This is a genomic window from Nocardioides sp. Soil796 (genome assembly GCF_001429525.1).
GTDB lineage: Bacteria > Actinomycetota > Actinomycetes > Propionibacteriales > Nocardioidaceae > Nocardioides.
In genome coordinates this window covers 101,421-124,843 of record NZ_LMSQ01000017.1, presented here as the reverse complement: position 1 = coordinate 124,843, position 23,423 = coordinate 101,421, and the positions used below count along the sequence as shown (strand labels likewise).

The window sequence follows — 23,423 nt, the reverse complement described above, 5'->3', positions numbered from 1 at the left end:
GTCGGGACATGGGCGTCGCCTGTTCTGGTCGGGATTGGGCACCGTCTCCAGACTGGCCCCAAACCCCGCCGGGCGCATGCTCAGAATGGCGTACGCCGGCACGCCCGTCACCTCCCCCAGATGTATTAGCACCGCTGACCGAGCACGCCCTCGTCGGTGCTCTCTAGCCTTCGGACTGGGAAGGGGAACACGAGTGACAGTGCACCTGAAGTCGGCCTCGGACGCGGCAGGAACGAGCCGGTTGGCGCAGGGGACAGTGTTGTTCGTCGCGGCCATGGGCGCCTTCCTCGCCTTCCTCGACGTGACGGTCGTGAACATCGCGTTCCCCAGCATTCGCGCGTCCTTTCCGGGGACCTCCATCAGTGAGCTGTCGTGGGTCCTCAACGTCTACAACATCGTGCTGGCCGCGGCCATGGTCGTCTTCGGACGCCTGGCCGACCTGTTCGGGCGCCGCCGTCTCTACATCGCCGGGCTCACGCTCTTCGTGGCGGCATCGGTGCTGTGCGCGGTCGCCGGATCCGTGCCGTGGCTGCTGGTGGCCCGCGGGCTGCAGGCGTTGGGGGCCGCGATGCTGGTACCGGCGTCCCTGGCGCTGGTGGTGGAGGCCTTCCCCGCTGCGCGGCGGGCCCACGCGGTCGGCCTGTGGGGGGCCAGCGCCGCGGCGGCGGCGGGGCTCGGTCCACCGATCGGGGGCGCGCTGGTCGAGTGGGGCAACTGGCGCTGGGCCTTCCTGGTCAACGTGCCGTTCGGGCTCCTCGCGATCGTGGCGGCCCGGCGGGGCCTCGTGGAGAGCCGCAGCCCGGGACGTCGCAAGGTGCCCGACCTGCGCGGCGCCCTCGCCCTCGCGGTCGCCCTCGCCCTGCTGACCACCGCCATCACGACCGGGAACGACTGGGGCTGGACCAGCATCGGCGTCCTCCTGTGCGTGGTCGGCGCCGTGGTCGCCACCGCCGCCTTCGTCGCCAGCTCGCGCGTGCATCCTTCCCCGCTCGTCGACCGCGACCTGCTCCGGGTGCGTGGCTTCGTCGTCGCCAACACCGCATCGACGATCGCCGGCATGGGCTTCTACGCCTACCTGCTGACCAACGTGCTCTGGCTGCAGTACGTCTGGGGCTACGACGTGCTGACCTCAGGGCTGGCACTGGTCCCGGCGGCCCTGGTGGCCGCCGTGGTCGCTGGCGTGCTCGGACCGCTCGCACAGTCCCACGGGTACCGACTGGTCGTGATCCCCGGCGCGATCCTCTGGGCTGCCGCCTACGTCTGGTACGCGCTCGAGGTCGGCGTCGAGCCGCGCTTCGTGTCCGAGTGGCTGCCCGGGCAGGTGCTCAGCGGGATCGGCGTCGGGGCCACCCTGCCGATCCTGGGCAGCGCGTCCCTCGCCTCGGTCCCGGGAGGTGGTTACGCGACCGCGTCGGCGGTCAACGCGAGCCTCCGGCAGCTCGGGGGCGTGCTCGGCATCGCCGCGCTCGTGGCCATCATCGGTACGCCGGGCCCTGGCGAGGCCGTGGAGGCATTCCGCCACGGGTGGCTCTTCGCGGCCGCCTGCTTCGCGGCCTGTGCCGTGGTCAGCCTCGCGCTCGGGGGGCGGCACGAGGGCGAGGCGACCGGCGCCGACGACCTCCTCGCCACGGCCGGGAGGGGGCTCGTGATCACGGTTCCCGAGCCCGGTGCCGACGGCGCCGGGGACGAGGTGTCGACCGGGACGGTGGGGCAGGCAGACTCCCTCCTCTCCCGGCTCGGCCCGGAGGCCCGAGCAGACCTGGAGGCCTCGTCCGAGCGGGTCCTGCTCGCGGCCGGCGACGTGTTGTTCCGGGCCGGCGACCCGGCGGACGCGGCGTACACGGTGGTCACCGGACGGCTGGAGGTCTCGGTCGCCGGGAGGTCTCTCCGGCTGCTCGGCCCGGGCGCGGTCCTCGGGGAGCTCGCGCTGCTCACGGACTCGGACCGGAGCGCCACCGTCAAGGCCAGACGCGACTCCGTGCTCCTGCGGCTGCGGCCTCGGGCCTTGCGCGAGGTGATGGACAACGCGCCGGGCGCGGGGCGCGCGGTGGCCACGGTCCTGGCCGGTCAGCTGGCGCACCCCGCCGTACCCGTGCGCGGCCAGAGTGGCTCACGAACCGTCGCCGTCGTCGGGCTGCATCGCGGTGCCCCGTCGCGCGAGGTGGCCGAGGGGATCCGCTCCTGTCTCGTCCCGCACCTCGCCGTCGAGCTGACCGGCCCACTGGACGACGAGTCGCTCGCCCGTGCCGAACGGACGAACCCCTGCGTCCTCCTGGTCGCCGAGGACCCGGGGACCGACCCGGAGTGGTGGGCCCGGGCGGTCCGGCAGGCCGACCAGGTCGTCGCCGTCTGCAGCGGCGACCGGCGGCCCGAGCAACCGCGGCCCGAGCTGCCGCCCGGGCCCGACCTGGTCCTCGTCGGCCCGGGACCCACCGGGAAGGACCGCTCCGGGTGGGCGCGGGCGACCGACGCCTGGCAGGTGACCGCCGTCGACAACCTGGTCCCCGGTGCCCTGCGCCCCCTGGCCGATCGGATCACCGGTCGCTCCCTCGGCCTCGTGCTCGCCGGAGGAGGCGCCCGCGCACTGGCCCATGTCGGCCTCCTGGCGGCACTGGAGGAAGCCGGTATCGTCGTGGACCGGATCGCGGGCTGCAGCATCGGTGGGGTCCTCGCGGGCCTGCACGCGTCCGGCCGGTCCGCAGCCGAGATGCGCGAGATCGTGTACGCCGAGTTCGTGCGCCGCAAGCCGTTCTCGGACTACACGGTGCCGCGGGTGTCGTTGGCCAAGGGCGACCGCCAACGGGCCGCACTGCTCCGCAGCTTCGGCGAGACCACGATCGAGGAGCTGCCGGCGCAGTTCCGGTGCGTCAGCACGGACCTGCTCGCGCGTGAGGTGGTGGTGCACCGACGAGGAAGCGTGGTCGATGCCCTGATGGCCACGTCCGCGCTGCCGGGACTGTTCCCGCCGGTGCAGCTCGACGGTCGGCTGCTGGTCGATGGTGGCGTGCTCGCCAACCTGCCCACGGGGGCACTGCTCGAGCGGGACGAGGGCCCGGTGATCGCGGCCAACGTGGGGATGGGGGGCTCCGCCGAGAGCGGTGGTGCCACACGCAACGACCGAGCCCTCCGCACTCCCTCACTCGGCGAGACCCTCCTGAGGACCATGCTGATCGGAAGCGGCGGTGCAGCGGCCGGCGCGCTCGCGGCCGGTGCGACCGTGGTGACCCTGCCCTCGATGGGAGCCGGCCTGCTCGAGTTCCACCAGTTCGACCTGCTCTACGACGCCGGACTGCTGGCCGGCCGCCGGCTCGTGGCCGCCAGGGAGGGCGCGCCCGCACCTACCGCAGACGGGTGACGCAGCACCCCGGATCGATGGTCCGATGTGACTATTGTCCGTCGGCTGTGGGCGCCCATAGGTTGTAGGGATCAACCGCCTGTGGCACGGGCGGATGCTGCCCACCTCGGCTCCGGGCCGGCGGAGGGACACGCATGACCACGACAACGACGAGAGGTCGGGTGTCGCACGAGCCCGACGTCGACCCGGTGCGCGGCCTGTGCCACGACATGCGGCAACCTTTGGCGGCGATCCTGGCCCTCGCCTCCCCCTCGCCTCGCGACACCGCGGACGGCGACCTGCTCCGCAGGCTCGGGCTGATCTCCGACCAGACACGTTGGCTTGCCCGCCTGGTGGACGAGGTGCTCGTCGACGCGGCCGACGACGAGGTCGCCGCGCTCGACGTGGCTGCCTGTGCCTCCCTGGTCGTGGCGGCGTCCGCTGCCACGACCACCTGCGCGGTGAGTGTGGAGGGATCGTCGCCTCGGTGCCTCGCGCGTCCGACCGCCCTGACCCGCGCTCTCTCCTGCGTGGTCGACAACGCCGTACGAGCGGCTGGACCGGACGGCGCCGTCGCGGTGACCGTCGACCGGGAGGCAGAGCACGTCATCGTCACGGTCCGGGACGACGGCCCGGGTCTGGGGTGGGTGCCGGAGCGGACCTCCCTCGGACTGGCCCTCACCCGGGCGCTGATCGCCGCGTGCAACGGCACCTTCGACCTGCGGCCGCACCCGGACGGCGGCATGGTCGCCCGCATCGGTCTGGCCAACGCCCCTTCGTCTCCGGTGGCGTCATGAGGCTGGTCCTCGGCGACGACCACCTCCTGCTGCTCGAGGCGATGGCCCTGGGCTTCACGGACCATGGGCACGAGGTGCTCGCCCTGGCCACGACGCGCCGGCAGACCCTGGAGGCCGTGCGCACCCGCGCCCCCGACGTGTGTCTGCTGGACATCGGGTTCCCGGACGGCAGCGGTCTCGACCTGATCGGTCCGCTGCTGGCTGCGAGCGCGACCACCCGGGTGGTCATCATGTCCGGCTGGACCGAGCACACCTCGGTCGCCCGGGCCCTGCGCGAGGGCGCCAGCGGCTTCGTCGGCAAGGGAAGGCCCTTCCCGGACATCGTGTCGTACGTCGAGCGAGCCGGAGCCGGGCACCTGGCGGTGGACCCCGACCTGGTGCACGGGGCCGGGCACGGCGATGCGATCCGCCCGGATCCGCTCTGGCAGCTGCGCTTCCTGACCACTCGCGAGTGGGACGCTCTGGGTTGCCTCATGGACGGACTGACCACTGCCGAGATCGCGACGCGGCTCGGGGTGCGCGCGAGCACCGCGCGCACGCACGTGCAGGGCGTGCTCACCAAGCTCGGCGTCCACTCACGACTCCAGGCCGCCGCCCTGCTCACCGCCCATTCCTCCTCAGTCACCTGGCCTGCCCACCTGCGGGGTGGGGCCGTGACCTGGTCTCCCCCCGATGACGCAGCCGACGATGGCCCGCTCGGAGGTTCACGCCAGGCCATCTGAGGCGGAAGGTGGAACCGTGTCCACACGAACCAGGATCGCGATCGTGGACGACCATCGGGTCTTCAGCGACGCAATCGCAAGCCGCCTCGGCACGGAACCCGACCTCGTGGTGGTCGGCACGGCACGCGACTCCGCCGCGACGTGGGCCCTCTTCCGGGACCGGCCCGTCGACCTCGTCGTCCTCGATCTCTACTTGCAGCAGGAGGACGGCCTGGAGCTGGCAAGGGACCTGCTCGCCACGTGGCCGGCACTGCAGGTGGTGCTGGTCACCGGCATGGACGCCGACCATCGCGGCCTCGAAGCGCTCCGCTCGGGGGTCCGTGGGTGGGTGTCCAAGCTGGACTCCGCCGAGAGCCTGATCGAGGCGATCCGTGCGGTGGCCGACGGCCAGACCCGGGTGCCCGGGCGTCTCCTGACCACCGTCTGCGCATCATTGCCGGCCTGGGGCACCAGGGAGGCCGACGACGACAACGCGATCCGACGGCTCTCCGAGCGCGAGCTCGAGGTCCTGCGCTGCCTGGTCGACGGTCTCTCCCGCAAGGAGATCGCCCTGCGGTTGGGCATCGCGGCGAACACCGTCCGCTCACACGTCCAGAGCATCCTGCACAAGTTCGAGGTGCACTCGACCTTGACGGCTGTGGCCGTCGCCCGACGAGCCGGGGTCAAGGGCACTCCTCGGTCGGTCGGCCCCTGACGCAACCGGGCGGCCCCGCACTGAGCGCAAGGACTGCCGGTTCGTGCATCAAGCATTGCCGGTTCGTGCATCAACAATTGCAGGGTCGCGACGCAAGAGCACGCGGTTCGCGCATCAAGAACACACGGTTCGCGCATCAAGAACACACGGTTCGCGACGGTACGGCGAACTCAGCGGGAGACGAGGGAGCGCGGAGTGACGAACCGGGTCGGCAGTGAGGCCGTCGAGCGCAGGTGGATGTTCTGCAAGAGGCCCAGCGCGAGCATGCCGGCGAACATCGACGAGCCGCCGTACGACACGAACGGCAGCGGCACACCGGTGACCGGCATGATGCCCAGGCACATGCCGATGTTCTGGAACGCCTGGAAGCCGATCCAGCAGGCGATGCCGGCCGCGGCCACCCGCCCGAACATGTCCTCGGAGTGCATCGCGATCGCCAGGCTGCGCCACACGACGACGCCCAGCAGTGCGATCAGCACGCCGGCGCCGACCAGGCCGAACTCCTCGCCGGCGACGGTGAAGATGAAGTCGGTGTGCTGCTCGGGCACGAAGCCGGAGCGGGTCTGGGAGCCGTCGAAGAGGCCCTGTCCGAAGACTCCGCCGTTGCCGATCGCGATGCGGGCCTGCTCGACGTTGTAGCCGGCCCCGCGCGGGTCGAGCTCGGGGTTCGTGAACGCCATGAACCGGTCGATCTGGTAGTCCTTCAGGAACCCGGCCGCCACGGCCACCCACGCCACGACCACGCCGGCGCCCAGCAGGCCGGCCAGCCAGCGGCGCGGTGCACCCGAGATCGCCAGCACGCCGAACACGGTGGCGGTCAGCACCAGCATGGTGCCGAGGTCGGGCTGCAGCAGGATCAGCGCGGCGGGTACGGCGGCGATGGCGAGCATGCCGACCACGTCGCCGGTGCCGACCTTGCGACGCCACGACCCCTCGGAGCGTTCGGCGACGAGCAGGGCCATGCCGATCACCACAGCCAGCTTGGCGAATTCCGAGGGCTGGATCGACATGCCACCCAGCATCAGCCAGGAGCGCGACCCGTTGATCGTGCTGCCCATGACGAGCACCAGCACCAGCCCGATCACCGACGCGAAGTAGATCAACGGCGCGACGATCCGCACCCAACGGTGGTCGGTGGCCAGCACCATCACCATCAGCACGATGCCGATGGCGACATTGACCAGCTGCTTCTTGAGGTACGTCGTCGGGTCACCGTCGGTGAGCCCGTCGCGGTGGGAGGTGGCCGACCAGACCAGCAACGAGCCCAGGGCGACCAGCGCCATGGACGCGGCCATCAGGATCCAGTCAAGGCCCGGCGCCCTGCGCGCAGCCGGCGATTGCCGTGTGGGAGACATGGCCTAGTCCTTCTTCCTGGGCGGCAGCACGCTGCCGTCCTGGGCGAAGACCGGCAGCTCCTTGCCGGCCACGACTCCGGGGATCGCAGCGCGGTCGCGCTTCACGGCCTCGCCGTCGATGCCGTAGAGCGTCTCCCAGATCTTGCGTACGGCGGGCCCGGAGGTGCCCGAGCCGGTGCCGCCCTGCGAGACCATCATCACCACGACGTAGTCGCCGGAGTACGACGCGACCCATGAGGTCGACTGCTTGCCGTAGACCTCGGCGGAGCCGGTCTTGGAGCGGATCGGCACCTCGTCGAGCGGGAATCCGCCCATCCGCCAGGCCATCGTGCCCTGACGCGTGACGCCCTTCAGTGCGTTGTCGATGTAGCCGAGGACGCTCTTGGGCACCTTGACCTGCCCCTGCTTCTCGGGCTTGATCCGGCGGACGAGGTTGCCGGCGGGGTCGACGATCGCCTTGCCGACCCGCGGCTTCCAGAGCGTGCCGCCGTTGGAGATCGCGGCGTACGCCCGGGCCAGCTGGAGCGGGGTGACGATCGTGTCGCCCTGGCCGATCGCGAAGTTCACCGCGTCACCGGCGCGGTAGGCGTAGCCCTCCACGCAGAACTCGTGGGCGAACCGGCGCAGGAACGAGCTGGCGTCCTTCGGCGGGTTCTTCTCGAGGCCGCAGTAGTAGTCCTTCATCGACTCGTAGTAGGCGCGCTTCCACTTGCGGTCGGCGATGCGCCCCGACGCCTCGCCGGGGAGGTCGAGCCCGGTGGTGGAGCCGAAGCCGAACTTCTTGGCCTCCTCGACCAACGGGTCCTTGGCGTTGACGTCGGAGACGTCGGAGCCGAACCGGCGCCAGAAGTCGTAGCCGACGCGGTAGAAGAAGGTGTTGCACGAGACCTCGAGGGCCTTGTCGAAGCCGATGAACCCGTAGGCACCGGACTCGTAGTTCTTGAACGCGCGGTTGCCGACCTGGAAGGCCGACGAGCAGTTCAACCGGGTGTCGGTCGTGTAGCCGTGGGTCAGGGCGCCGGCGGTCATCATCGGCTTCCACGTCGAGCCGGGGGCGAACTGGCCCTGCGTGGCCCGCGACAGGAGTGGGGTGCCGGCCTGCTCGGAGTAGAGCCGCGCCAGCTGCTTCTGGGTGATGCCGTTGACCCACACCGACGGGTCGTACGTCGGCTGGCTGGCCATCGCCACCAGTCGACCCGTGCGGGCCTCCATCACCACGATGGCGCCGGAGTCGGCGACGTAGTTCTTGCCGGAGACCTCGTCGAAGGTCTTGCGCGCGGTCTTGATCGTCTCGGCCAGCTGCTGCTCGGCCACGGCCTGCACCTTGGCGTCGATCGAGGTGACCAGGGTGTCGCCCGGCGTGCCGGCGTCGAGGCTGTGCTCCTTCATCACCGCACCCATGGAGTTCACCTCGACCCGCTGGTAGCCGGGCATCCCGCGCAGGAACGCGTCGTACTCCTTCTCGACCCCTGCCCGTCCCACGCGTGAGGCACCGTTGACCGAGATGTCGTCGTCGGCCTCCGCCTCGTCGAGCTCACCCTCGGTGATCGGGCTCAGGTAGCCGAGGATGTGCGCGGCGTTGACGCCGTAGGGCTGGGGGTAGGCACGCACGGACTCCTGCTGGGCGAGCACACCGGGGTAGTCCTCGGCCTGCTCCTTGATCAGCAGCGCGACCCGGGTCTTGACGTCGGCGGCGATCGGCACGGGCTGGTAGGGCGAGCCGTTCCAGCACGTGCCGACCACGGCGTCGGCGTCGCCACAGTTGACCAGGCGCGCCTTGACGGCGGACACCTTGGCGCCGGTGGCCTTCGCCACCCGGCGGATCAGCTGGAGGCGTTGGTCCTCGGGCAGCTTGCCGAGCGTGGTGCGGTCGAGCGAGATCACCCACGAGCTGCGGTTCGCGACCAGTGGGCGGCCCTGCGCGTCGACGATCAGCCCACGGTCGGGCTGGAGCACGATCTCGCGGATCGACTGCGAGGCGGCCTTGGCCTGGTAGACCTCGCCGGCGGCGACCTGGAGGTACCAGAGCCGGGCGAACAGGGTGACGAAGAGACTCAGCACCAGGGCCTGGACCACGATCAGTCGCAGGCGGCTGCGCTCCCCCGTGCTCGACGCCATCAGTAGGCCACCTGGGCGGGCTCGAGCCGCCGGAACAGCAGCATCACCGGTGGCAGCACGAACGGCGTGAGCAGGACGTCCCAGACCACGGCGACCAGGATCACTTCGAGCATGTCGGACACGCCGACGACGGGGTCGCGCAGCAGCAGCCCGGAGAGGGCGAAGATCGAGGACCCGACGAACGACGCGGCGGCCACGGTCAGGACGGTGACGACCGCGGTGGGGCGGATGTCCTGGCGGGCCCGGCCTGCGAGATAGCCGACGATGACCAGGGCCAGCGCCCAGCGCCCGGCGATGTGGTCGGCGGGCGGTGCGAGGTCGATCAGGACGCCGGCGACGAAGCCCAGGGTGGCCGCGAACTGCGGCCCCCGGACCAGCGCGGCACCGACGACCACGAGCAGGGCGAGGTTGGGCACGATGCCGTCCCAGGCGAAGTGCGGGAACAGGCTCACCTGGAGCACGGTCGCGAAGGCCACCACGGCAAGGGCGACGAGGCCACGGAGCAGCGTCATGTCAGTCCTCTCCCTGTCCGGCGCGGACCACGTCACGGTCGGAGCTGGAGCCGGTGGGTACGACGACGCCGACCAGGTCGAGGGCGGTGAAGTCGACGAAGGGTTCGATCACGGCACGTCGGGAGGTCTCGCGCGGGCTGTTGATCACCGAGACCACGCGGCCGATCGGGACGCCGGCGACGTACGGCGTGCCGTCCTTGCTGCCCCACGTCGTGACGACGTCGCCGGCGTTGGCGACCACGGAGTCGTCCATCAGGTCGAGGTCGAGGCGGCCGGTGCTGTCGATGATGCCGCGACCGCCGAGGAAGCCGATCTCCATGCTCGAGGCCAGGCGGCCACCGACCACGGAGTCGGCGTCGACGATCAGGAGCACGGTCGCGGTGGTGCGGGTGACCCGGATGACCCGGCCGACGAGGCCGTCGTTGCTGAGCACCGTCATGTCGGCGTGGAGTCCGGAGTCGGTGCCGGCGTCGATGGTCACCGTGTGGGAGAACGACTGGCCGGAGCCGACCGCGATGACATGGGCCGGCACCAGGTCGTAGCCGGTGTCGGCGGCCGCACGCGTGAGGCCGTCGTACTCGGCGAGGCGGTTGCGGTCGAGCCCTGAGGTCTCGACGGTGCGCCGCAGCTCGGCGTTCTCGGCCTCGAGCTCGGAGACCTGCTCGCGGAGGTCCTTGCGGGTGCCGAAGTAGTCGGGGACGGCCGCGAAGGGTCGTACGACGCCCGCGGTGAACGTCTCGACGGGACCGAACGCCTCACCGGCGACCCGGCGGGCAGGTTCGATGGGCGAGTCCTGGCCGCCGTGGGCGTCGAGGGTGATCAGCGTGGCGCAGGCCAAGAGCAACGCGACGACCACGGACCCGGACGGACGGTTGCCCTTCTCGCGGCCGTCGGAGCCCTTCCAGCGTTGCTCCATCAGAACCGCCGCGGGTCGGTGACCAGCACCTGCTGGAGGGCTTCGAACTCCTCCACGCACTTGCCGGCGCCGAGGGCGACCGAGCTGAGTGGTTCGTCGGCGACGTGCACCGGCATGCCGGTCTCGTGACGGATCCGCTCGTCGAGGCCGCGCAGCAGTGCGCCGCCCCCGGTGAGCACGATGCCGCGGTCCATGATGTCGCCGGCCAGCTCGGGAGGCGTCTGGTCGAGCGTGGTGCGCACCGAGTCGACGATGTTGTGCAAGGGCTCCTCGAGGGCCTGGCGGACCTCCGCGCTGGAGACCACGACGGTGCGCGGCAGGCCGGAGACCATGTCGCGGCCGCGGACCTCGGCCTCGGGCTCCTTGGGCAGCGGGAACGCCGACCCGAGGGTCATCTTGATCTCTTCGGCGGTGCGCTCCCCCAGCATGAGGGAGTACTCCTTCTTCATCCACGCGATGATCGCCTGGTCGAGGTCGTCGCCGGCGGTGCGGATGCTGAGACTGGTCACGATGCCGCCGAGTGAGATCACCGCGACCTCGGTGGTGCCGCCGCCGACGTCGACGACCATGTTGCCGGTGGCCTCGTGCACGGGGAGCCCTGCGCCGATCGCCGCCGCCATCGGCTCCTCGATGATGTAGACGCGTCGGGCGCCGGCCTGGTAGCCGGCCTCCTTGACGGCGCGCTGTTCGACCGCGGTGATGCCGCTCGGCACGCAGATCACCAGGCGGGGCTTGGCGAAGTAGCGACGGCGGTGCACCTGCTGGATGAAGAAGCGCAACATCTGCTCGGTCGCGTCGAAGTCGGCGATCACGCCGTCCTTGAGGGGCCGGATCGCGGTGATGTTGTCCGGCGTACGGCCGATCATCCGCTTCGCCTCGTGGCCGACGGCGAGGATCTCATTGGTGGTGGAGTTGAGGGCGACCACGGACGGCTCGTCGAGCAGCACGCCCTTGCCGCGGACGTAGACGAGTGTGTTCGCCGTACCGAGGTCCACGGCCATGTCGCGACCGATGAGGCTGTTCGCCATCCGAAACCCTTGCTCGTGTGCGGTAGTTGGGGGAAGTTGCGTGTCGCAACCGCACGACACGCCCGCATCCGAGGGTAGGTTCGGCGACCGGCGTTCCCCGGTAGGACACGCGGTAACAGGCCCGCAGCGGTCGTGGCCGGCGGGCCGGTCAGTTGGCTGCCCGCAGTCAGAGTAGGACTTGGACCTCCGGACACCATGGTGGTGATCGCTGCCTGCTACGCGGCGGGCAGCCCGGAACGCCCGTCGCCGACGAGCCAGACCCCTGGCTCTCCGGACGCATGACTCCGACAACCAAGGATCCGCATGGACTACCTCATCCACAGCCGCGCCTCAGCCCTCGCTGCGGAGACTGACGACGACCACGATCTCGACGAGCGCCACTGGGCGTACTACGACAGGGTCGCCGACGCGCTGACGGCGCGCGGCCCCCTGTTGGGCCCCGACCGACAATCCTGGTTGGGCAGCATCCACGTGCTGGAGCTGCCCACCCCCGAGGCGGTTCTGGCGTTCATCAATGACGAGCCGTACCACCAGGCCGGGGCGTACGCCGAGCACTCGGTGTGGCGCTTCACCAACCTCATCGGCCGCACCATGTGGGAGTTTCCTCAGCCCGTGGACCTGCCGATGTTCTTCATGCTGGTCCGTCCGGAGAATTCGGCCGCACTGCAGGACAGCGAGTCGTGGCAGCTCCCTCCCGGCGTGGCCGGGGAGCTCGCGGTCTGCGGGATCCTTGAGGAGGCGGACGCCGAACACAGTCCTGCCCGGGGCGTCGCGGTCGCCGCTCCCGCGCCGAACCGTGACGCAGCGAACGCGGTGTTCGAGAAGGCGTTTCCGTCCCTGGCCGGGGAACCGCTGGAAGTTCACGACTGGCGCTTCGGCGGCCGCCAGTGACCCGCCAGTCCGGGCGCGGGACCACCGCTGACACTGCGGCTCACTGAGGCCATGGTCAACCCGCGGCTCCGCGCAGTAGGTTGCCTCCATGTCAGACATCGACGACCTCCTGGCCTCCCTCCCCCTCGACCGGATCAGTGCCGATCTCGGTGAGGACCCGGCCGCCGTGGAGCAGGCCGCCAGGGCCGCACTGCCCGCCTTGCTCGGCGGCCTCGACGCCAACGCCCAGGATCCGGCCGGCGCCGCGTCGCTCCTCGACGCGCTCGGCCAGCACGAGGACGGCGACCCCGCCGACCTGTCCCGGGTCGACACGGCAGACGGCGAGAAGATCGCGGCCCACATCTTCGGCAACCAGCAGGACCAGGTCATCAACCAGCTCGGCAGCACCGGCGCCTCGTCGGGCCTGGTCAAGAAGCTGCTGCCCATCCTGGCGCCGATCGTGCTGTCCTGGCTGGCGTCCCGGATGACCTCGAAGGGCGCCGCCCCCTCCAAGACCGAGGACAAGTCCGTGCTCGGCAGCGTGCTGGAGCAGGTGCTCAAGGGCGCCATCGGCGGCGGCGCGTCCGGCGGCGCGGGCAAGATCATCTCCGACGTGCTCGGCGGCCTGCTGGGCGGCGGCCGCCGCTAGCCGCGGTCAGACGCAGAACGGCGTGCATCCCGTGGGGACGCACGCCGTGTCTGGGTCTGGGAGGAGATCAGTCGTCGCGATGGCTGTCGAGAACAGTGAAGTCCTTGTCGAGCCGCACGCTCCACTCGGTGCCGTCGGCCTTCGTCACCTCGACCTCGTAGCGTCCGGCACCGCCGTCGTCATCGCGGTCGACGTCGGTGACGTTGCCGCTCCCGATCTCCGCGAGCGCGGCCTTCTTCGCCGCGGTGTCCTCGGCGGCGGTCAGCGGCTTGTCGTCGGCGTCACGGTCACCATCGCGGTCGTCGTCGGTGCGGCCGTCGTCGTCGCGGTCGTCGTACCGGTCGTCGTCGGGGCCGTCGGTCTCGGTGCCGACCACCTTGTAGTCCTTGTCCAGACGTACGTCGACCTCGGTGCCGTCCTCGCGGGTGACCTCGAGCTCGTAGAACCCGTCATCCTTCTCGGCCTCGGTGACCTTGCCGCCACCGGCCGTGTCGACCGCCACCTGGGAGGCGCGGTCACGCTGGTCGCCACGGAGGTCGTCGTCGGCCGACGCGCTCCACACGACTCCTCCCACGCCGAGCACCGCGAGCGCTGCCACGGCCGGGACCAGCACCCGGCGGCTGCGCCAGCTGGGCGTGCCGGTGGCGGCTGCCTCGTCGTTGTTGGTGCCGGTCTCGTTGGTGGGTGTCTCGTTCATGGGACTCGTCCTCTCGTTGATTTTCAAGCGATGAGACGAGCCTGTCAGCGGGCCGCTGAACCCACGCTGAAAGCACCTGAAGGCCCTTTCAGGCTGGCGATCAAGCGCAAATCCACTGCAGACTGGTGGCTGCTGGCTGTTTCGCCGACCAGGGACAGCCAACAGCCACCAACGAGTCACCGGGTGCGCGTCGCGGAGCGAGCGCGATCAGGCGCGTGGGAGCCGTACGACGAAGCGCGCGCCGCCTGGCGCGGACGCGGTGACGGACGCTTCTCCGCCGTGGGCGCGGGCGATCTCGCGCACGATGGCCAGGCCGAGCCCGGAACCGCCGTCGTCGCGGGCCCGGGCCTCGTCCAGACGGACGAAACGCTCGAAGATGCGCTCGCGCTCCCCTTCGGGCACCCCGGAGCCGTCGTCCTCGACGACCAGCTCGACGCCGGCCGGGTCCGAGGACACACTGACCCGCACCTGGGTGCGTGCGTGCCGCAGGGCGTTGTCCACGAGGTTGCGGGTCACCTGCGCCAGGGCGGCCCGGTCGCCGAGCACCCGGCCCGGAGCGATGGCGCTGCCATCGACGTGGACCTCCCGCGGCTGCCCGAGCCGGCGGGCCCGGTCGACCTCGGCCAGGGCCAGGTCGTCGAGGTCGACCTCGCGGGCGGGTCCGCCGGCCACGCCCTCGTCGGCGCGGGTCAGCATCAGCATCTGCTCGACCAGCCGTTGCATGCGCGCGGACTCCTCGAGCACGGCCTCCGCGAGCTCGCCCTCGGGCATGGCACCGGGGTGCGACATCACGACCTCGGCGGTCTGGCGCATGCCGGCGAGGGGCGAGCGCAACTCGTGACTGGCGTCGGAGACGAAGCGTTGCTGCCGGTCCCGCGAGGTCTCGAGCCGGTCCAGCATCGAGTTCATGGTGCGTGCGAGACGGTGGATCTCGTCGCGTGATGCGGGCACGTCGACCCGCCCGCTGAGATGCTCACCGGTGATCTGGTCGACCTGCCCGCGCATGCGGTCCACCGGGGCGAGGGCACGGCCGACGACGACCCAGGTGGTGGCGCCGACCACGAGCAGCACGAGGGGAAGGCCGAGCCCGAGCAACGGGACCAGCGCGGACGTCGACTCGTCGGCGTCCTCCTGGGAGATCCCGACACTGACGACGTAGTCCCCCTCGTCGGCGTCGGCCTCCTCCGCGGCCACCACGTAGTCGTGGTCGCTGCCCGGCAGCTCGACGCCTCGAGCGTCGTCGTCCGGCAGCTCGGCCGCCACCGCCTGTGAGGTGACGACGACGGACCCGCCGGGGCCGCGCACCACGATCACGACGTCGTCGGGGTCGTCGTCCTCGTCATCGTCGTCCCCCGGCTCGTCGGCGCCGAGAGACTCGGGTACGCCGGTCTGCTCGATCTGGTCGGCCAGCGACGAGGCGCGCTGCTCGGCGCTCGTCTCGAGACCGTCGAGCAGCGACTGCCGCATCAGCACGACCAGCAACGCGGCCCCGGCGGCGAGGGCCACGAGCACGACCAGGAGCGCCCCGACAGTGGCACGCAGGCGCACCGAGGCCCGGCCGCCCAGTCGGCTAGCCACCGTTGCCCGCCAGTCGGTAGCCGGCTCCGCGCAAGGTCTGGATCGCCTCGCGCCCGAACGGCCGGTCGACCTTGTTGCGCAGGTGGCGGATGTAGACCTCGACGATGTTGGGGTCGCCCTCGAAGTTGACGTCCCAGACTGCCTCGAGGATCTGGGTCTTGGAGACCACGTCGCCGGTGTGCCGCATCAGGAAGGCGAGCAGCGAGTGCTCCCGCGCGGTCAGCTCGAGCTCGGTCTCGCCCCGCCACACGCGTCGCGCCGCCGGGTCGAGGCGCAGGTCGCCGGCCTCGAGCACGGTGGGGCGCTCGGTGGCGCCGCGCCGGATGATCGCGCGCAGACGGGCCACCAGGACCGGGAACGAGAACGGCTTGGTCAGGTAGTCGTCGGCACCGGTGTCGAGCCCCTCGACCTGGTCCCACTCGCCGTCCTTGGCGGTGAGCATCAGGATCGGCGTCCAGTTCTCCTCCTCGCGGAGGGTGGCGCACACCCGGTAGCCGTTGATGCCGGGAAGCATCAGGTCGAGCACGATCGCGTCGTAGTCGTTCTCGCGGGCCAGCCACAGCCCGTCGGTGCCGTCGGCCGCGACGTCGACCGCGAAACCCTCGGCCTCGAGTCCGACCTTCAGGGATCGGGCCAGCCGCTTCTCGTCGTCGACCACCAGCACGCGCATGGGGTCGATTGTGACGGGTGCCGGCTGAACGCGCGCTGAACGCGCCGCCGAGCGTCGCACTCGCCGTTCGAGGCCGTGTCGCCTAGAAGTCGCAGGCCGACCGTGCGCGGAGCACCGTGGCCCGGTCGAGCCGCAGCAGCATCGGCACCCGCTCCTCGTCGATCCACGGTTCGGCGCCCGCCTCGCTGACCACCCAGAGGTCGCGTCCGCGGAACTGCACGTCCTCGGCGCCGGGGACCGACGCGACCTCACGTCTGCCCGGACCGTGCAGCTCACCGCACGAGATACGCGACGACGAGTGCCACACCCCGGCCGCGTCGCCGGTGATGCCCTGCACCCGGTTCGGCACGCGACCGCGCCCGGTCACCCCGGCGTCGGTCGCGTCGCGCGCGTCGTGGCGGAGGTCGTCGACGCCCGGGCGTCGTACGTCGTCGAGCGCGAACCACGTCATCCGGCCCGACCCCTCTGCGGCGTACGTCGCGAAGCCGAGGCGCCCGTCGTGGATGAGCAGTGTCGACCCCTTGATGCCGGGCTCGATCCGCCAGACCCTCACGACGGGGTCTCCGCGGCCGATGCGGTCGGGGTCGAGCAGCCAGAGGCGTTCGGCCTCGGCCAGCCAGAGGCCGTCGTCGGTCAGCTCGAGGCCGCCGCCGTGCCGGCAGAACGTGAGGCGACCGCCGTACACGTCGGCCTCGATGCGCGGCGTGAACCCGGTCGTGCGCCCGGTGCGCAGGTCGACCTTCGCCACCTGGCACGCGCGATCGGTGCGCTTCTCGACCCAGCCGTAGCCGCCGACGTACGCCGTACGCCCGCGCAGCGCCAGGCCCTGCGGCACGAACCCGTCGTCGGCGTGGTCGATCCAGTACGCCGCACACACGGCGTGGTCGACCGGGTAGGAGCGCAGCCGCTTCGCGCCGTACGACGGCGCCCGGCCGCGCACCTCGTCGTGCGAGACGCCCCGGCAGCGGTCACCGGGTTCGGCGCGTGGTTCGTCGGAATCGCCGGAGTCGCCGGAGGAGGTGCACCCGGCGAGGAGCAGGAGCAATCCCAGGACCGCCCCCGCGATGCGCATCAGAGCTCGGGGAACCAGATGCCGATCTCGCGGGCGGCCGACTCGGGAGAGTCGGAGCCGTGCACGATGTTCTGCTGCACCTTGAGGCCCCAGTCACGGCCGAGGTCGCCGCGGATGGTGCCGGGCAGGGCGCCGGTCGGCTCGGTGGACCCGGCCAGGGACCGGAACCCCTCGATGCAGCGCTGGCCCTCGATGACCATCGCGGTCACCGGGCCGGAGGACATGAACTCCACCAGGGGCTCGTAGAACGGCTTGCCCTCGTGCTCGGCGTAGTGCTCGGCGAGCTGCTCCCGGGTCGGGGTCAGGACGGCCAGCGCCACGGGAACGTAGCCCTTGGCCTCGATGCGGCGCAGCACCTCCCCGCTGAGTCCGCGACGGTAGCCGTCGGGCTTGACCAGGACGAGGGACTTCTCGATCGATTCGCTCACGGCGCACAGCCTAACCAGCGGAGCAGCGAGCCGGTCCCCCGGTCAGGCGGTACGCCGGGCGCGGCGCCGGAGCAACCCGATGCCCAGTCCCGCGGCGAGCACGACGACCACGGCAGCGACCACTCCCCACTCGGTCGAGAGGCCGGCGCCGATAGCGGCGTAGAACGCCGAGATCCCGATCGTGGTCCACACCAGCGCCCAGGCCGCGCACCCCGGAAGCATCACGAGGGTGTAGCGCCAGGCCGGCATCCGGATCACGCCGGCGCCGGCGTTGACCACGGTCTGGGCGCCGATCGTCAGGAACGAGAGCGGGACGGCGAGGGCGCCCCACCGACGCAACGAGTCGACGCCGCGCCGGGCCGACGTACCGTCGAGCCAGGCATGCACCTTCAGCGCGAAGCCGTGGGTCGGTGCGGTGTGGTCGAGGGCCTGCTGGGTCACCGCCCTGGCGATCCAGTACGTCGCCTGGGCGCGCAGGAACACCACGACGAAGAAGACGGCCCAGACCGTCGGGCCGGACCCCTCTGGGAGGTGCACTGCCTCAGTTCTCGGCCTCGTAGGCGGCGTACGCGGCGGCCCGTTCCCGTTCGATCTTCTTGCCGAGGAAGTAGGCCGTGCCCCACAGCAGGGCGAACAGTCCGCCGAGGAAGAACATCGTCGGCACCAGGAAACCGAGCGCGATCGCCGCGACCTGGATCGCCCAGCCGAGGCCGTAGGCCCACTCGGCGCGCAGCATGCCGGCCGCCACGATGCAGGCGACGGCCAGGCCGAGGCCGAGGGTCAGGGCGGTGCCGACGGACACGTCGGCGATGGTGATCAGCACGGGCGTGGTCAGGCCGAGCGCGATCGCCTCGAGGGTGAGGATGCCCGCGCACATGCCGCGGCGAGGTGACCTCTGCGGCCCGCTCACTGGTTGCGCCCCTTCAGCATCGCCCTCGCCTCGCCGACGGTGACCACGGAGCCGGTGACCAGCACGCCGCCGGCACCGAAGGTGTCGCTGATCGCCTCGCCGGCCTCGGCCATCGTGGTGGCCTGGTCGATCGCGTCGGCCAGGCGCGGCGTCGTCGTGACCCGGTCCTCGCCGAAGACCTCGCGGGCCACTTCGGCCAGCGCCTCGGCACTCTTCGACCGGTCGGTCGAGTTCTGGGTGCAGATGATGTGGGAGAAGTGCGGCTCGAACGCAGCCAGCACACCCTCGTAGTCCTTGTCGGCCATCACGCCCATCACCCCGATCAGCGGCGAGAACGCGAAGGAGTCCTCGAGCGCGGCCGCCGTGGCCTCGGCGCCGTGCGGGTTGTGAGCGGCGTCGAGCACCACGGTCGGGCTGCGGCGGATCACCTCGAGTCGACCGGGTGACGTGACGGAGGCGAACGCCTCACGCACCACCTCGTCGGAGAGTGCCTCGTCGCCGGCGAAGGCCTCGACGGCGGCCAGGGCGACCGCGGCGTTCTGGGCCTGGTGGGCGCCGTAGAGCGGGAGGAACAGGTCGTCGTACCGCCCCCGGAGGCCCTGCAGGCTGATCGTCTGGCCGCCGATGGCCGGCACCCGGGTGATCACGCCGAACTCCATGCCCTCACGCGCCACGGTGGCGTGCACCTCGGCCGCGCGGGCCAGCAGCACCTCGGCCACCTCGGGGGTCTGCTCGGCAATCACGACCTGGGCACCCTCCTTGATGATGCCGGCCTTCTCCTGGGCGATGGCGGTGGCACTGTCGCCGAGGTACTTCGAGTGGTCGATCGCGATCGGGAGCACGACGGCCACCTGGCCGTCGGCCACGTTGGTGGCGTCCCACGAGCCACCCATGCCGACCTCGACGATGGCCACGTCGACGGGGGCGTCGGCGAACGCGCTGAACGCCATGCCGACCACGGTCTCGAAGAACGACAACGGGTGGGGCTGGTCGGAGTCGACCAGGTGGGTGTAGCCCGCGACGTCGTTGAACGCGCGGACGAACGCCTCGTCGTCGAGCGGCTCGCCGTCGATGCTGATCCGCTCGCTCATCTTCTCCACGTGCGGACTGGTGAAGCGACCGGTGCGCAGGTTCATGGTGCGCAACAGCGAGTCGATCATCCGCGACGTCGAGGTCTTGCCGTTGGTGCCGGTCAGGTGGATCACCGGGTAGGAGTGCTGCGGGTCGCCCAGCAGCTCGGTGAAGGCACGGATCCGGTCAAGGCTGGGCTCCAGCTTGCTCTCGGGCCAGCGGGACAGGAGTGCGTCCTCGGCCTCGGCGAAGCTCTCGGCGGGACGGGGCTGCGAGGAAGGTTCAGTCATGGCGCCTTGAGTCTAGTTGCGGACTCTCGCGCCCACGATTCACGGTTCGAGGCGCAGGATCGCCATGTCGACGACGGGCCGGTAGCCCAGCCGCTGGTAGATCGCGTTCGAGACCGGGTTGGCCTGGTCGGTGAACAGGCACACCCGCACGCCTGCTTCGACGTACGACCTCGACACCTCGGCCACGGCCGCGCTGGCCAGGCCATGCCCGCGGTGTTCCCGCGGCGTGTAGACCGGCCCGATGCGGGTCACGCCGTACGACGGCAGGTTGGCGCCGGTGACGTGGACCGGGACGTCGTGCTCGTCGACCCAGACCCAGATGCGCTCCTCCGTGATCCGCTCGAGGAGGTCCTCGATCCCGAAGCTCTCACCGACCGTCGGGTCGGACGTGCGGCCGGCCTGCTCGGCGGCCTCGACGCGGAAGGCCCGGAACCAGCCGAGGCAGAGCTCGGCCTCGGCCGGCCTGGCCAGTCGCAACGACCCGGCCGGCAGCGTCGATGGCGGGGTCAGCTCGCCGAGCTCGAAGAGCCGGGTGTGCTCCTCGATGACCGCGCGGCCGCCGCTGAGCAGCGCGAGCTCGTCCATCAGCTGCTGGGCCGCGGGCAGGGCGCCGTTCGCCGCGGCGATCACGGCGCCACGGGCGTGCAGCACCCGGGCCAGCTCACGGGCACCCGCCTCCGGCATCTCCTGCACGAACAGTGGGTACGGCGGGAACGGTGCCGTGCGCATCGCCGTACCCACGACGGCGCCCGAGGCATCGCGCACGGCCGCCCACCACTGCTCGTGGCCGCGGTCGACGACCGGCTCGCCGGCGTCGCGGGCCCGCGCCATCCGGGCCGTGACGGTGGTGACGACGGTGCGGGTGACCGGGTCCTCGGCCAGGTGGTCACCGGCCACCGCGAGGAAGTCGCGCGGGTCGGTGAAGAGCTCCAGGGTCACGTCGTCGTCCGCCATGCACGAACGCTAATCGGGAGGGCCCGGCTCGGGGATCGGGTTTTCGCCGGATCCGCCGCCGTCCGCCACCGGGAACGGGTTCGCGGCACATCGCTTCCCACACGTAACATTCGGCCCATGACTGAGAACCCTGACAACGCCGACCTGTCCGAGACGACGCCCGCCGCCGCGCGCGCCGTCGTCGTACCGGACAAGCCCGCGCTCGAAGGGCTCGAGGCCAAGTGGTCCGAGAAGTGGAAGGCCGAGGACACCTACCGCTTCGACCGCACCCAGCCGCGCTCGATGGTCTACTCGATCGACACTCCCCCGCCGACCGTCTCCGGCTCGCTGCACGTCGGCCACGTCTTCTCCTACACGCACCCCGACCTGATCGCGCGCTACCAGCGCATGCAGGGCAAGTCGATCTTCTACCCGATCGGCTGGGACGACAACGGCCTGCCGACCGAGCGCCGGGTGCAGAACTTCTACGGTGTCCGGTGCGACCCGTCGCTGCCGTACGACCCCGACTTCACCCCGCCCGAGAAGCCCGACCCGAAGAAGCAGGTGCCGATCAGCCGGCCCAACTTCGTCGAGCTCTGCGAGGAGCTCGTGGTCGAGGACGAGAAGGCGTTCGAGGCCCTGTGGCGCACCGTCGGCCTGTCGGTCGACTGGAAGGAGCACTACACGACCATCGGGCCGAAGGCCCAGACGGTCAGCCAGCGCGCCTTCCTGCGCAACTTCGCCCGCGGCGAGGCCTACCTGCAGGAAGCCCCCACCCTGTGGGACGTCACCTTCCAGAGCGCGGTCGCCCAGGCTGAGCTCGAGGCCCGCGAGTACGCCGGCGCCTACCACCGGGTCGCCTTCCACAAGCCCGACGGAGACCAGATCTTCATCGAGACCACGCGTCCCGAGCTGATCCCGTCGGTGGTGGCGCTGATCGCGCACCCCGACGACGAGCGGTACGCCGAGCTGTTCGGCACCACGGTCACCTCGCCGGTCTTCGGCGTCGAGATCCCGGTGCTGGCCCACACCGCGGCCGAGCCCGACAAGGGCGCCGGCATCGCGATGTGCTGCACGTTCGGTGACCTCACCGACGTCACGTGGTGGCGCGAGCTCCAGCTGCCGGTGCGCACCCTCATCGGCCGCGACGGACGCTTCCTGCGCGAAACCCCCGACTGGCTCTCCTCCGAGCAGGCCTCCGCCGCCTACGAGGAGCTCAAGGGCAAGACCGCGTTCAGCGCCCGCGAGGCCGTGGTCGCCCGGCTCAAGGAGACCGGCGACCTCGACGGCGACCCCAAGCCGACCAAGCGGATGACGAACTTCTACGAGAAGGGCGACAAGCCCCTCGAGATCGTCGCCACCCGCCAGTGGTACATCCGCAACGGCGGCCGCGACACCGAGCTGCGCGACGAGCTGGTCGAGGACGGCAACGCCATCACCTGGGTGCCGACCCACATGAAGCACCGCTACGACAACTGGGTCGGCGGCCTCAACGGCGACTGGCTGATCTCGCGCCAGCGCTTCTTCGGCATCCCGTTCCCGGTCTGGTACTCCCTCGACGCCGAGGGCGAGCCCGACTACGACCACCCGCTGCTGCCCACCGAGGACCAGCTGCCGGTCGACCCGTCGACGGTGGCCCCGCAGGGGTACGACGAGGGGCAGCGCGGCAAGCCGAACGGCTTCATGGGCGACCCCGACGTGATGGACACCTGGGCGACCTCGTCGCTGACCCCGCAGATCGCCGGCGGCTGGGAGTCCGACCCCGACCTCTTCGGGCGGGTCTTCCCGATGGACCTCTGCACCCAGGCCCACGACATCATCCGCACCTGGCTGTTCTCACGGGTGGTCCGCTCGCACCACGAGAGCGGTGCCGTGCCGTGGACGCACGCGATGATCTCCGGCTTCATCATGGACCCCGACCGCAAGAAGATGTCGAAGTCCAAGGGCAACGTCGTGGTGCCCAACGAGATCATCGACAAGTTCGGCGCCGACGCCGTGCGCTGGCGCGCTGCGATGGCTCGACCCGGTCTGGACTCGCCGTTCGACGAGACCCAGATGAAGGTCGGCCGTCGCCTGGCGATGAAGGTGCTCAACGCCTCCAAGTTCGTGCTCGGCATGGTCGGGGCCACCGAGCTGAACCCGCCGGCGATCTCCGCTCCCCTCGACTGCGCGCTGATGGGCGGCCTGGCCAACGTGGTCACCGAGGCGACCGAAGCCTTCGAGGCCTACGACTACACCAGCGCCCTCGAGGCCGTCGAGAAGTTCTTCTGGGAGTTCTGCGACGACTACCTCGAGCTGGTCAAGGAGCGGGCGTACGCCGAGGACGGCGGCAGCGCCACCGAGTCGGCCCAGGCCACCCTCGCCGGAGCCCTGCACGTGCAGCTGCGCCTGCTGGCGCCGTTCCTGCCCTACGTGACCGAAGAGGTCTGGTCGTGGTGGCAGGAGGGTTCGGTGCACACCGCGTCCTGGCCCACCGCCACCGAGCTGGGCTCGGCGGCCGCCGCTGACCCGAGCATGCTGACCCACGTGGCGGCTGCCCTCGGTGGCATCCGTGGCGCGAAGTCGCAGGCGAAGGTCACCCAGCGCACCGAGGTCACGCGGGTGGAGTTCACCGGCACCCCCGAGGCACTGGCTGCCATCGACAAGGCCCGTGACGACCTGAGTGCGGTCGGCAAGGTCACCGGCGAGTTCGTGCTGACCCCTGTCGAGGACGCCACCGCCCTGACCGTCGCGGCCGAGCTGGCTCCCGCTCCCGAGAAATGAGCATCGACCTGTCGTG

Annotated in this window: 21 protein-coding genes; 7 read left to right on the top strand and 14 right to left on the bottom strand. The window is 71.0% G+C overall.

Annotated elements, in window-relative coordinates; all coding sequences use genetic code 11:
- Window positions 1–193: 193 nt before the first annotated feature.
- The 4 genes from ASH02_RS07600 (at window position 194) to ASH02_RS07585 (ending at window position 5,547) form a co-directional block, all read left to right on the top strand.
- The gene (locus tag ASH02_RS07600) at window positions 194–3,355 is read left to right on the top strand and encodes an MDR family MFS transporter/patatin-like phospholipase family protein (protein WP_162262578.1); all 3,162 of its coding nucleotides are present in this window, start codon (window positions 194–196) and stop codon (window positions 3,353–3,355) included.
- Window positions 3,356–3,489: 134 nt separating this feature from the next.
- Complete coding sequence (locus ASH02_RS26015) at window positions 3,490–4,131, top strand: sensor histidine kinase (RefSeq protein ID WP_156393476.1); 642 nt, start codon at window positions 3,490–3,492, stop codon at window positions 4,129–4,131.
- On the top strand, window positions 4,128–4,853 hold the full coding sequence (locus tag ASH02_RS26010; RefSeq protein ID WP_056675871.1) for a response regulator transcription factor: 726 nt from the start codon (window positions 4,128–4,130) through the stop codon (window positions 4,851–4,853). The genes ASH02_RS26015 and ASH02_RS26010 overlap by 4 nt, the downstream gene beginning before the upstream one ends.
- Window positions 4,854–4,869: 16 nt before the next feature.
- The gene (locus tag ASH02_RS07585; protein WP_056675868.1) at window positions 4,870–5,547 is read left to right on the top strand and encodes a response regulator; all 678 of its coding nucleotides are present in this window, start codon (window positions 4,870–4,872) and stop codon (window positions 5,545–5,547) included.
- A gap of 170 nt (window positions 5,548–5,717) precedes the next feature.
- Here the strand turns inward: ASH02_RS07585 and rodA are convergent, their stop codons facing one another.
- Genes rodA through ASH02_RS07560 form a run of 5 tightly spaced genes read right to left on the bottom strand, consistent with a single transcriptional unit; the run spans window position 5,718 to window position 11,476 of the window.
- Window positions 5,718–6,902, bottom strand: coding sequence for a rod shape-determining protein RodA (gene rodA / locus ASH02_RS07580; RefSeq protein WP_056675867.1), 1,185 nt, complete (start codon window positions 6,900–6,902; stop codon window positions 5,718–5,720).
- 3 nt (window positions 6,903–6,905) lie between these two features.
- Window positions 6,906–9,020: a penicillin-binding protein 2 gene (mrdA, locus tag ASH02_RS07575; protein ID WP_056892275.1), complete on the bottom strand. Its 2,115-nt coding sequence runs from the start codon at window positions 9,018–9,020 to the stop codon at window positions 6,906–6,908.
- Window positions 9,020–9,532 (bottom strand): rod shape-determining protein MreD, encoded by a 513-nt coding sequence (gene mreD / locus ASH02_RS07570; RefSeq protein WP_056675861.1) that lies wholly within the window; start codon window positions 9,530–9,532, stop codon window positions 9,020–9,022. Before mreD ends, mrdA begins: the two co-directional genes overlap by 1 nt.
- Before the next feature lies 1 nt (window position 9,533).
- Window positions 9,534–10,448 carry a rod shape-determining protein MreC gene (gene mreC, locus ASH02_RS07565; protein WP_056675858.1) on the bottom strand — a complete coding sequence of 305 codons (915 nt, stop codon included), beginning with the start codon at window positions 10,446–10,448 and terminating at the stop codon, window positions 9,534–9,536.
- Complete coding sequence (locus ASH02_RS07560) at window positions 10,448–11,476, bottom strand: rod shape-determining protein (RefSeq protein WP_056675856.1); 1,029 nt, start codon at window positions 11,474–11,476, stop codon at window positions 10,448–10,450. Before ASH02_RS07560 ends, mreC begins: the two co-directional genes overlap by 1 nt.
- 303 nt (window positions 11,477–11,779) lie before the next feature.
- Here ASH02_RS07560 and ASH02_RS07555 point away from each other — a divergent pair, with 303 nt between their 5' ends.
- Both ASH02_RS07555 and ASH02_RS07550 read left to right on the top strand, forming a co-directional pair.
- Window positions 11,780–12,367, top strand: coding sequence for a YciI family protein (locus tag ASH02_RS07555; RefSeq protein WP_056675853.1), 588 nt, complete (start codon window positions 11,780–11,782; stop codon window positions 12,365–12,367).
- A gap of 88 nt (window positions 12,368–12,455) precedes the next feature.
- Window positions 12,456–12,995, top strand: coding sequence for a DUF937 domain-containing protein (locus tag ASH02_RS07550; RefSeq protein ID WP_056675850.1), 540 nt, complete (start codon window positions 12,456–12,458; stop codon window positions 12,993–12,995).
- 67 nt (window positions 12,996–13,062) lie between these two features.
- Here ASH02_RS07550 and ASH02_RS07545 read toward each other — a convergent pair whose 3' ends face one another.
- From ASH02_RS07545 to ASH02_RS07505, 9 genes are all read right to left on the bottom strand, one after another.
- A complete protein-coding gene (locus tag ASH02_RS07545; RefSeq protein WP_056675846.1) occupies window positions 13,063–13,692 on the bottom strand; it encodes a PepSY domain-containing protein in 630 nt (209 codons plus the stop codon).
- A gap of 207 nt (window positions 13,693–13,899) precedes the next feature.
- Window positions 13,900–15,270, bottom strand: coding sequence for a sensor histidine kinase (locus ASH02_RS07540; RefSeq protein WP_056675841.1), 1,371 nt, complete (start codon window positions 15,268–15,270; stop codon window positions 13,900–13,902).
- Window positions 15,263–15,940: a response regulator transcription factor gene (locus ASH02_RS07535; RefSeq protein ID WP_056675836.1), complete on the bottom strand. Its 678-nt coding sequence runs from the start codon at window positions 15,938–15,940 to the stop codon at window positions 15,263–15,265. Before ASH02_RS07535 ends, ASH02_RS07540 begins: the two co-directional genes overlap by 8 nt.
- Before the next feature lie 82 nt (window positions 15,941–16,022).
- A complete protein-coding gene (locus tag ASH02_RS07530; RefSeq protein ID WP_056675834.1) occupies window positions 16,023–17,012 on the bottom strand; it encodes a hypothetical protein in 990 nt (329 codons plus the stop codon).
- Window positions 17,012–17,440 (bottom strand): nucleoside-diphosphate kinase, encoded by a 429-nt coding sequence (gene ndk, locus ASH02_RS07525; protein WP_056675831.1) that lies wholly within the window; start codon window positions 17,438–17,440, stop codon window positions 17,012–17,014. Before ndk ends, ASH02_RS07530 begins: the two co-directional genes overlap by 1 nt.
- A 42-nt stretch (window positions 17,441–17,482) precedes the next feature.
- Entirely contained in the window at window positions 17,483–17,977 is a 495-nt protein-coding gene (locus tag ASH02_RS07520; RefSeq protein WP_056675828.1) for a VTT domain-containing protein, read from the bottom strand.
- Window positions 17,978–17,981: 4 nt separating this feature from the next.
- Window positions 17,982–18,350, bottom strand: coding sequence for a DUF4233 domain-containing protein (locus tag ASH02_RS07515; RefSeq protein ID WP_235530199.1), 369 nt, complete (start codon window positions 18,348–18,350; stop codon window positions 17,982–17,984).
- Entirely contained in the window at window positions 18,347–19,711 is a 1,365-nt protein-coding gene (gene folC / locus ASH02_RS07510) for a bifunctional tetrahydrofolate synthase/dihydrofolate synthase (RefSeq protein WP_056675822.1), read from the bottom strand. Before folC ends, ASH02_RS07515 begins: the two co-directional genes overlap by 4 nt.
- 39 nt (window positions 19,712–19,750) lie before the next feature.
- Window positions 19,751–20,665, bottom strand: coding sequence for a GNAT family N-acetyltransferase (locus ASH02_RS07505; RefSeq protein ID WP_056675820.1), 915 nt, complete (start codon window positions 20,663–20,665; stop codon window positions 19,751–19,753).
- A gap of 117 nt (window positions 20,666–20,782) precedes the next feature.
- Between ASH02_RS07505 and valS the strand changes: the two genes are divergently transcribed.
- Window positions 20,783–23,407: a valine--tRNA ligase gene (valS, locus tag ASH02_RS07500; RefSeq protein ID WP_056675817.1), complete on the top strand. Its 2,625-nt coding sequence runs from the start codon at window positions 20,783–20,785 to the stop codon at window positions 23,405–23,407.
- Window positions 23,408–23,423 lie beyond the last annotated feature (16 nt).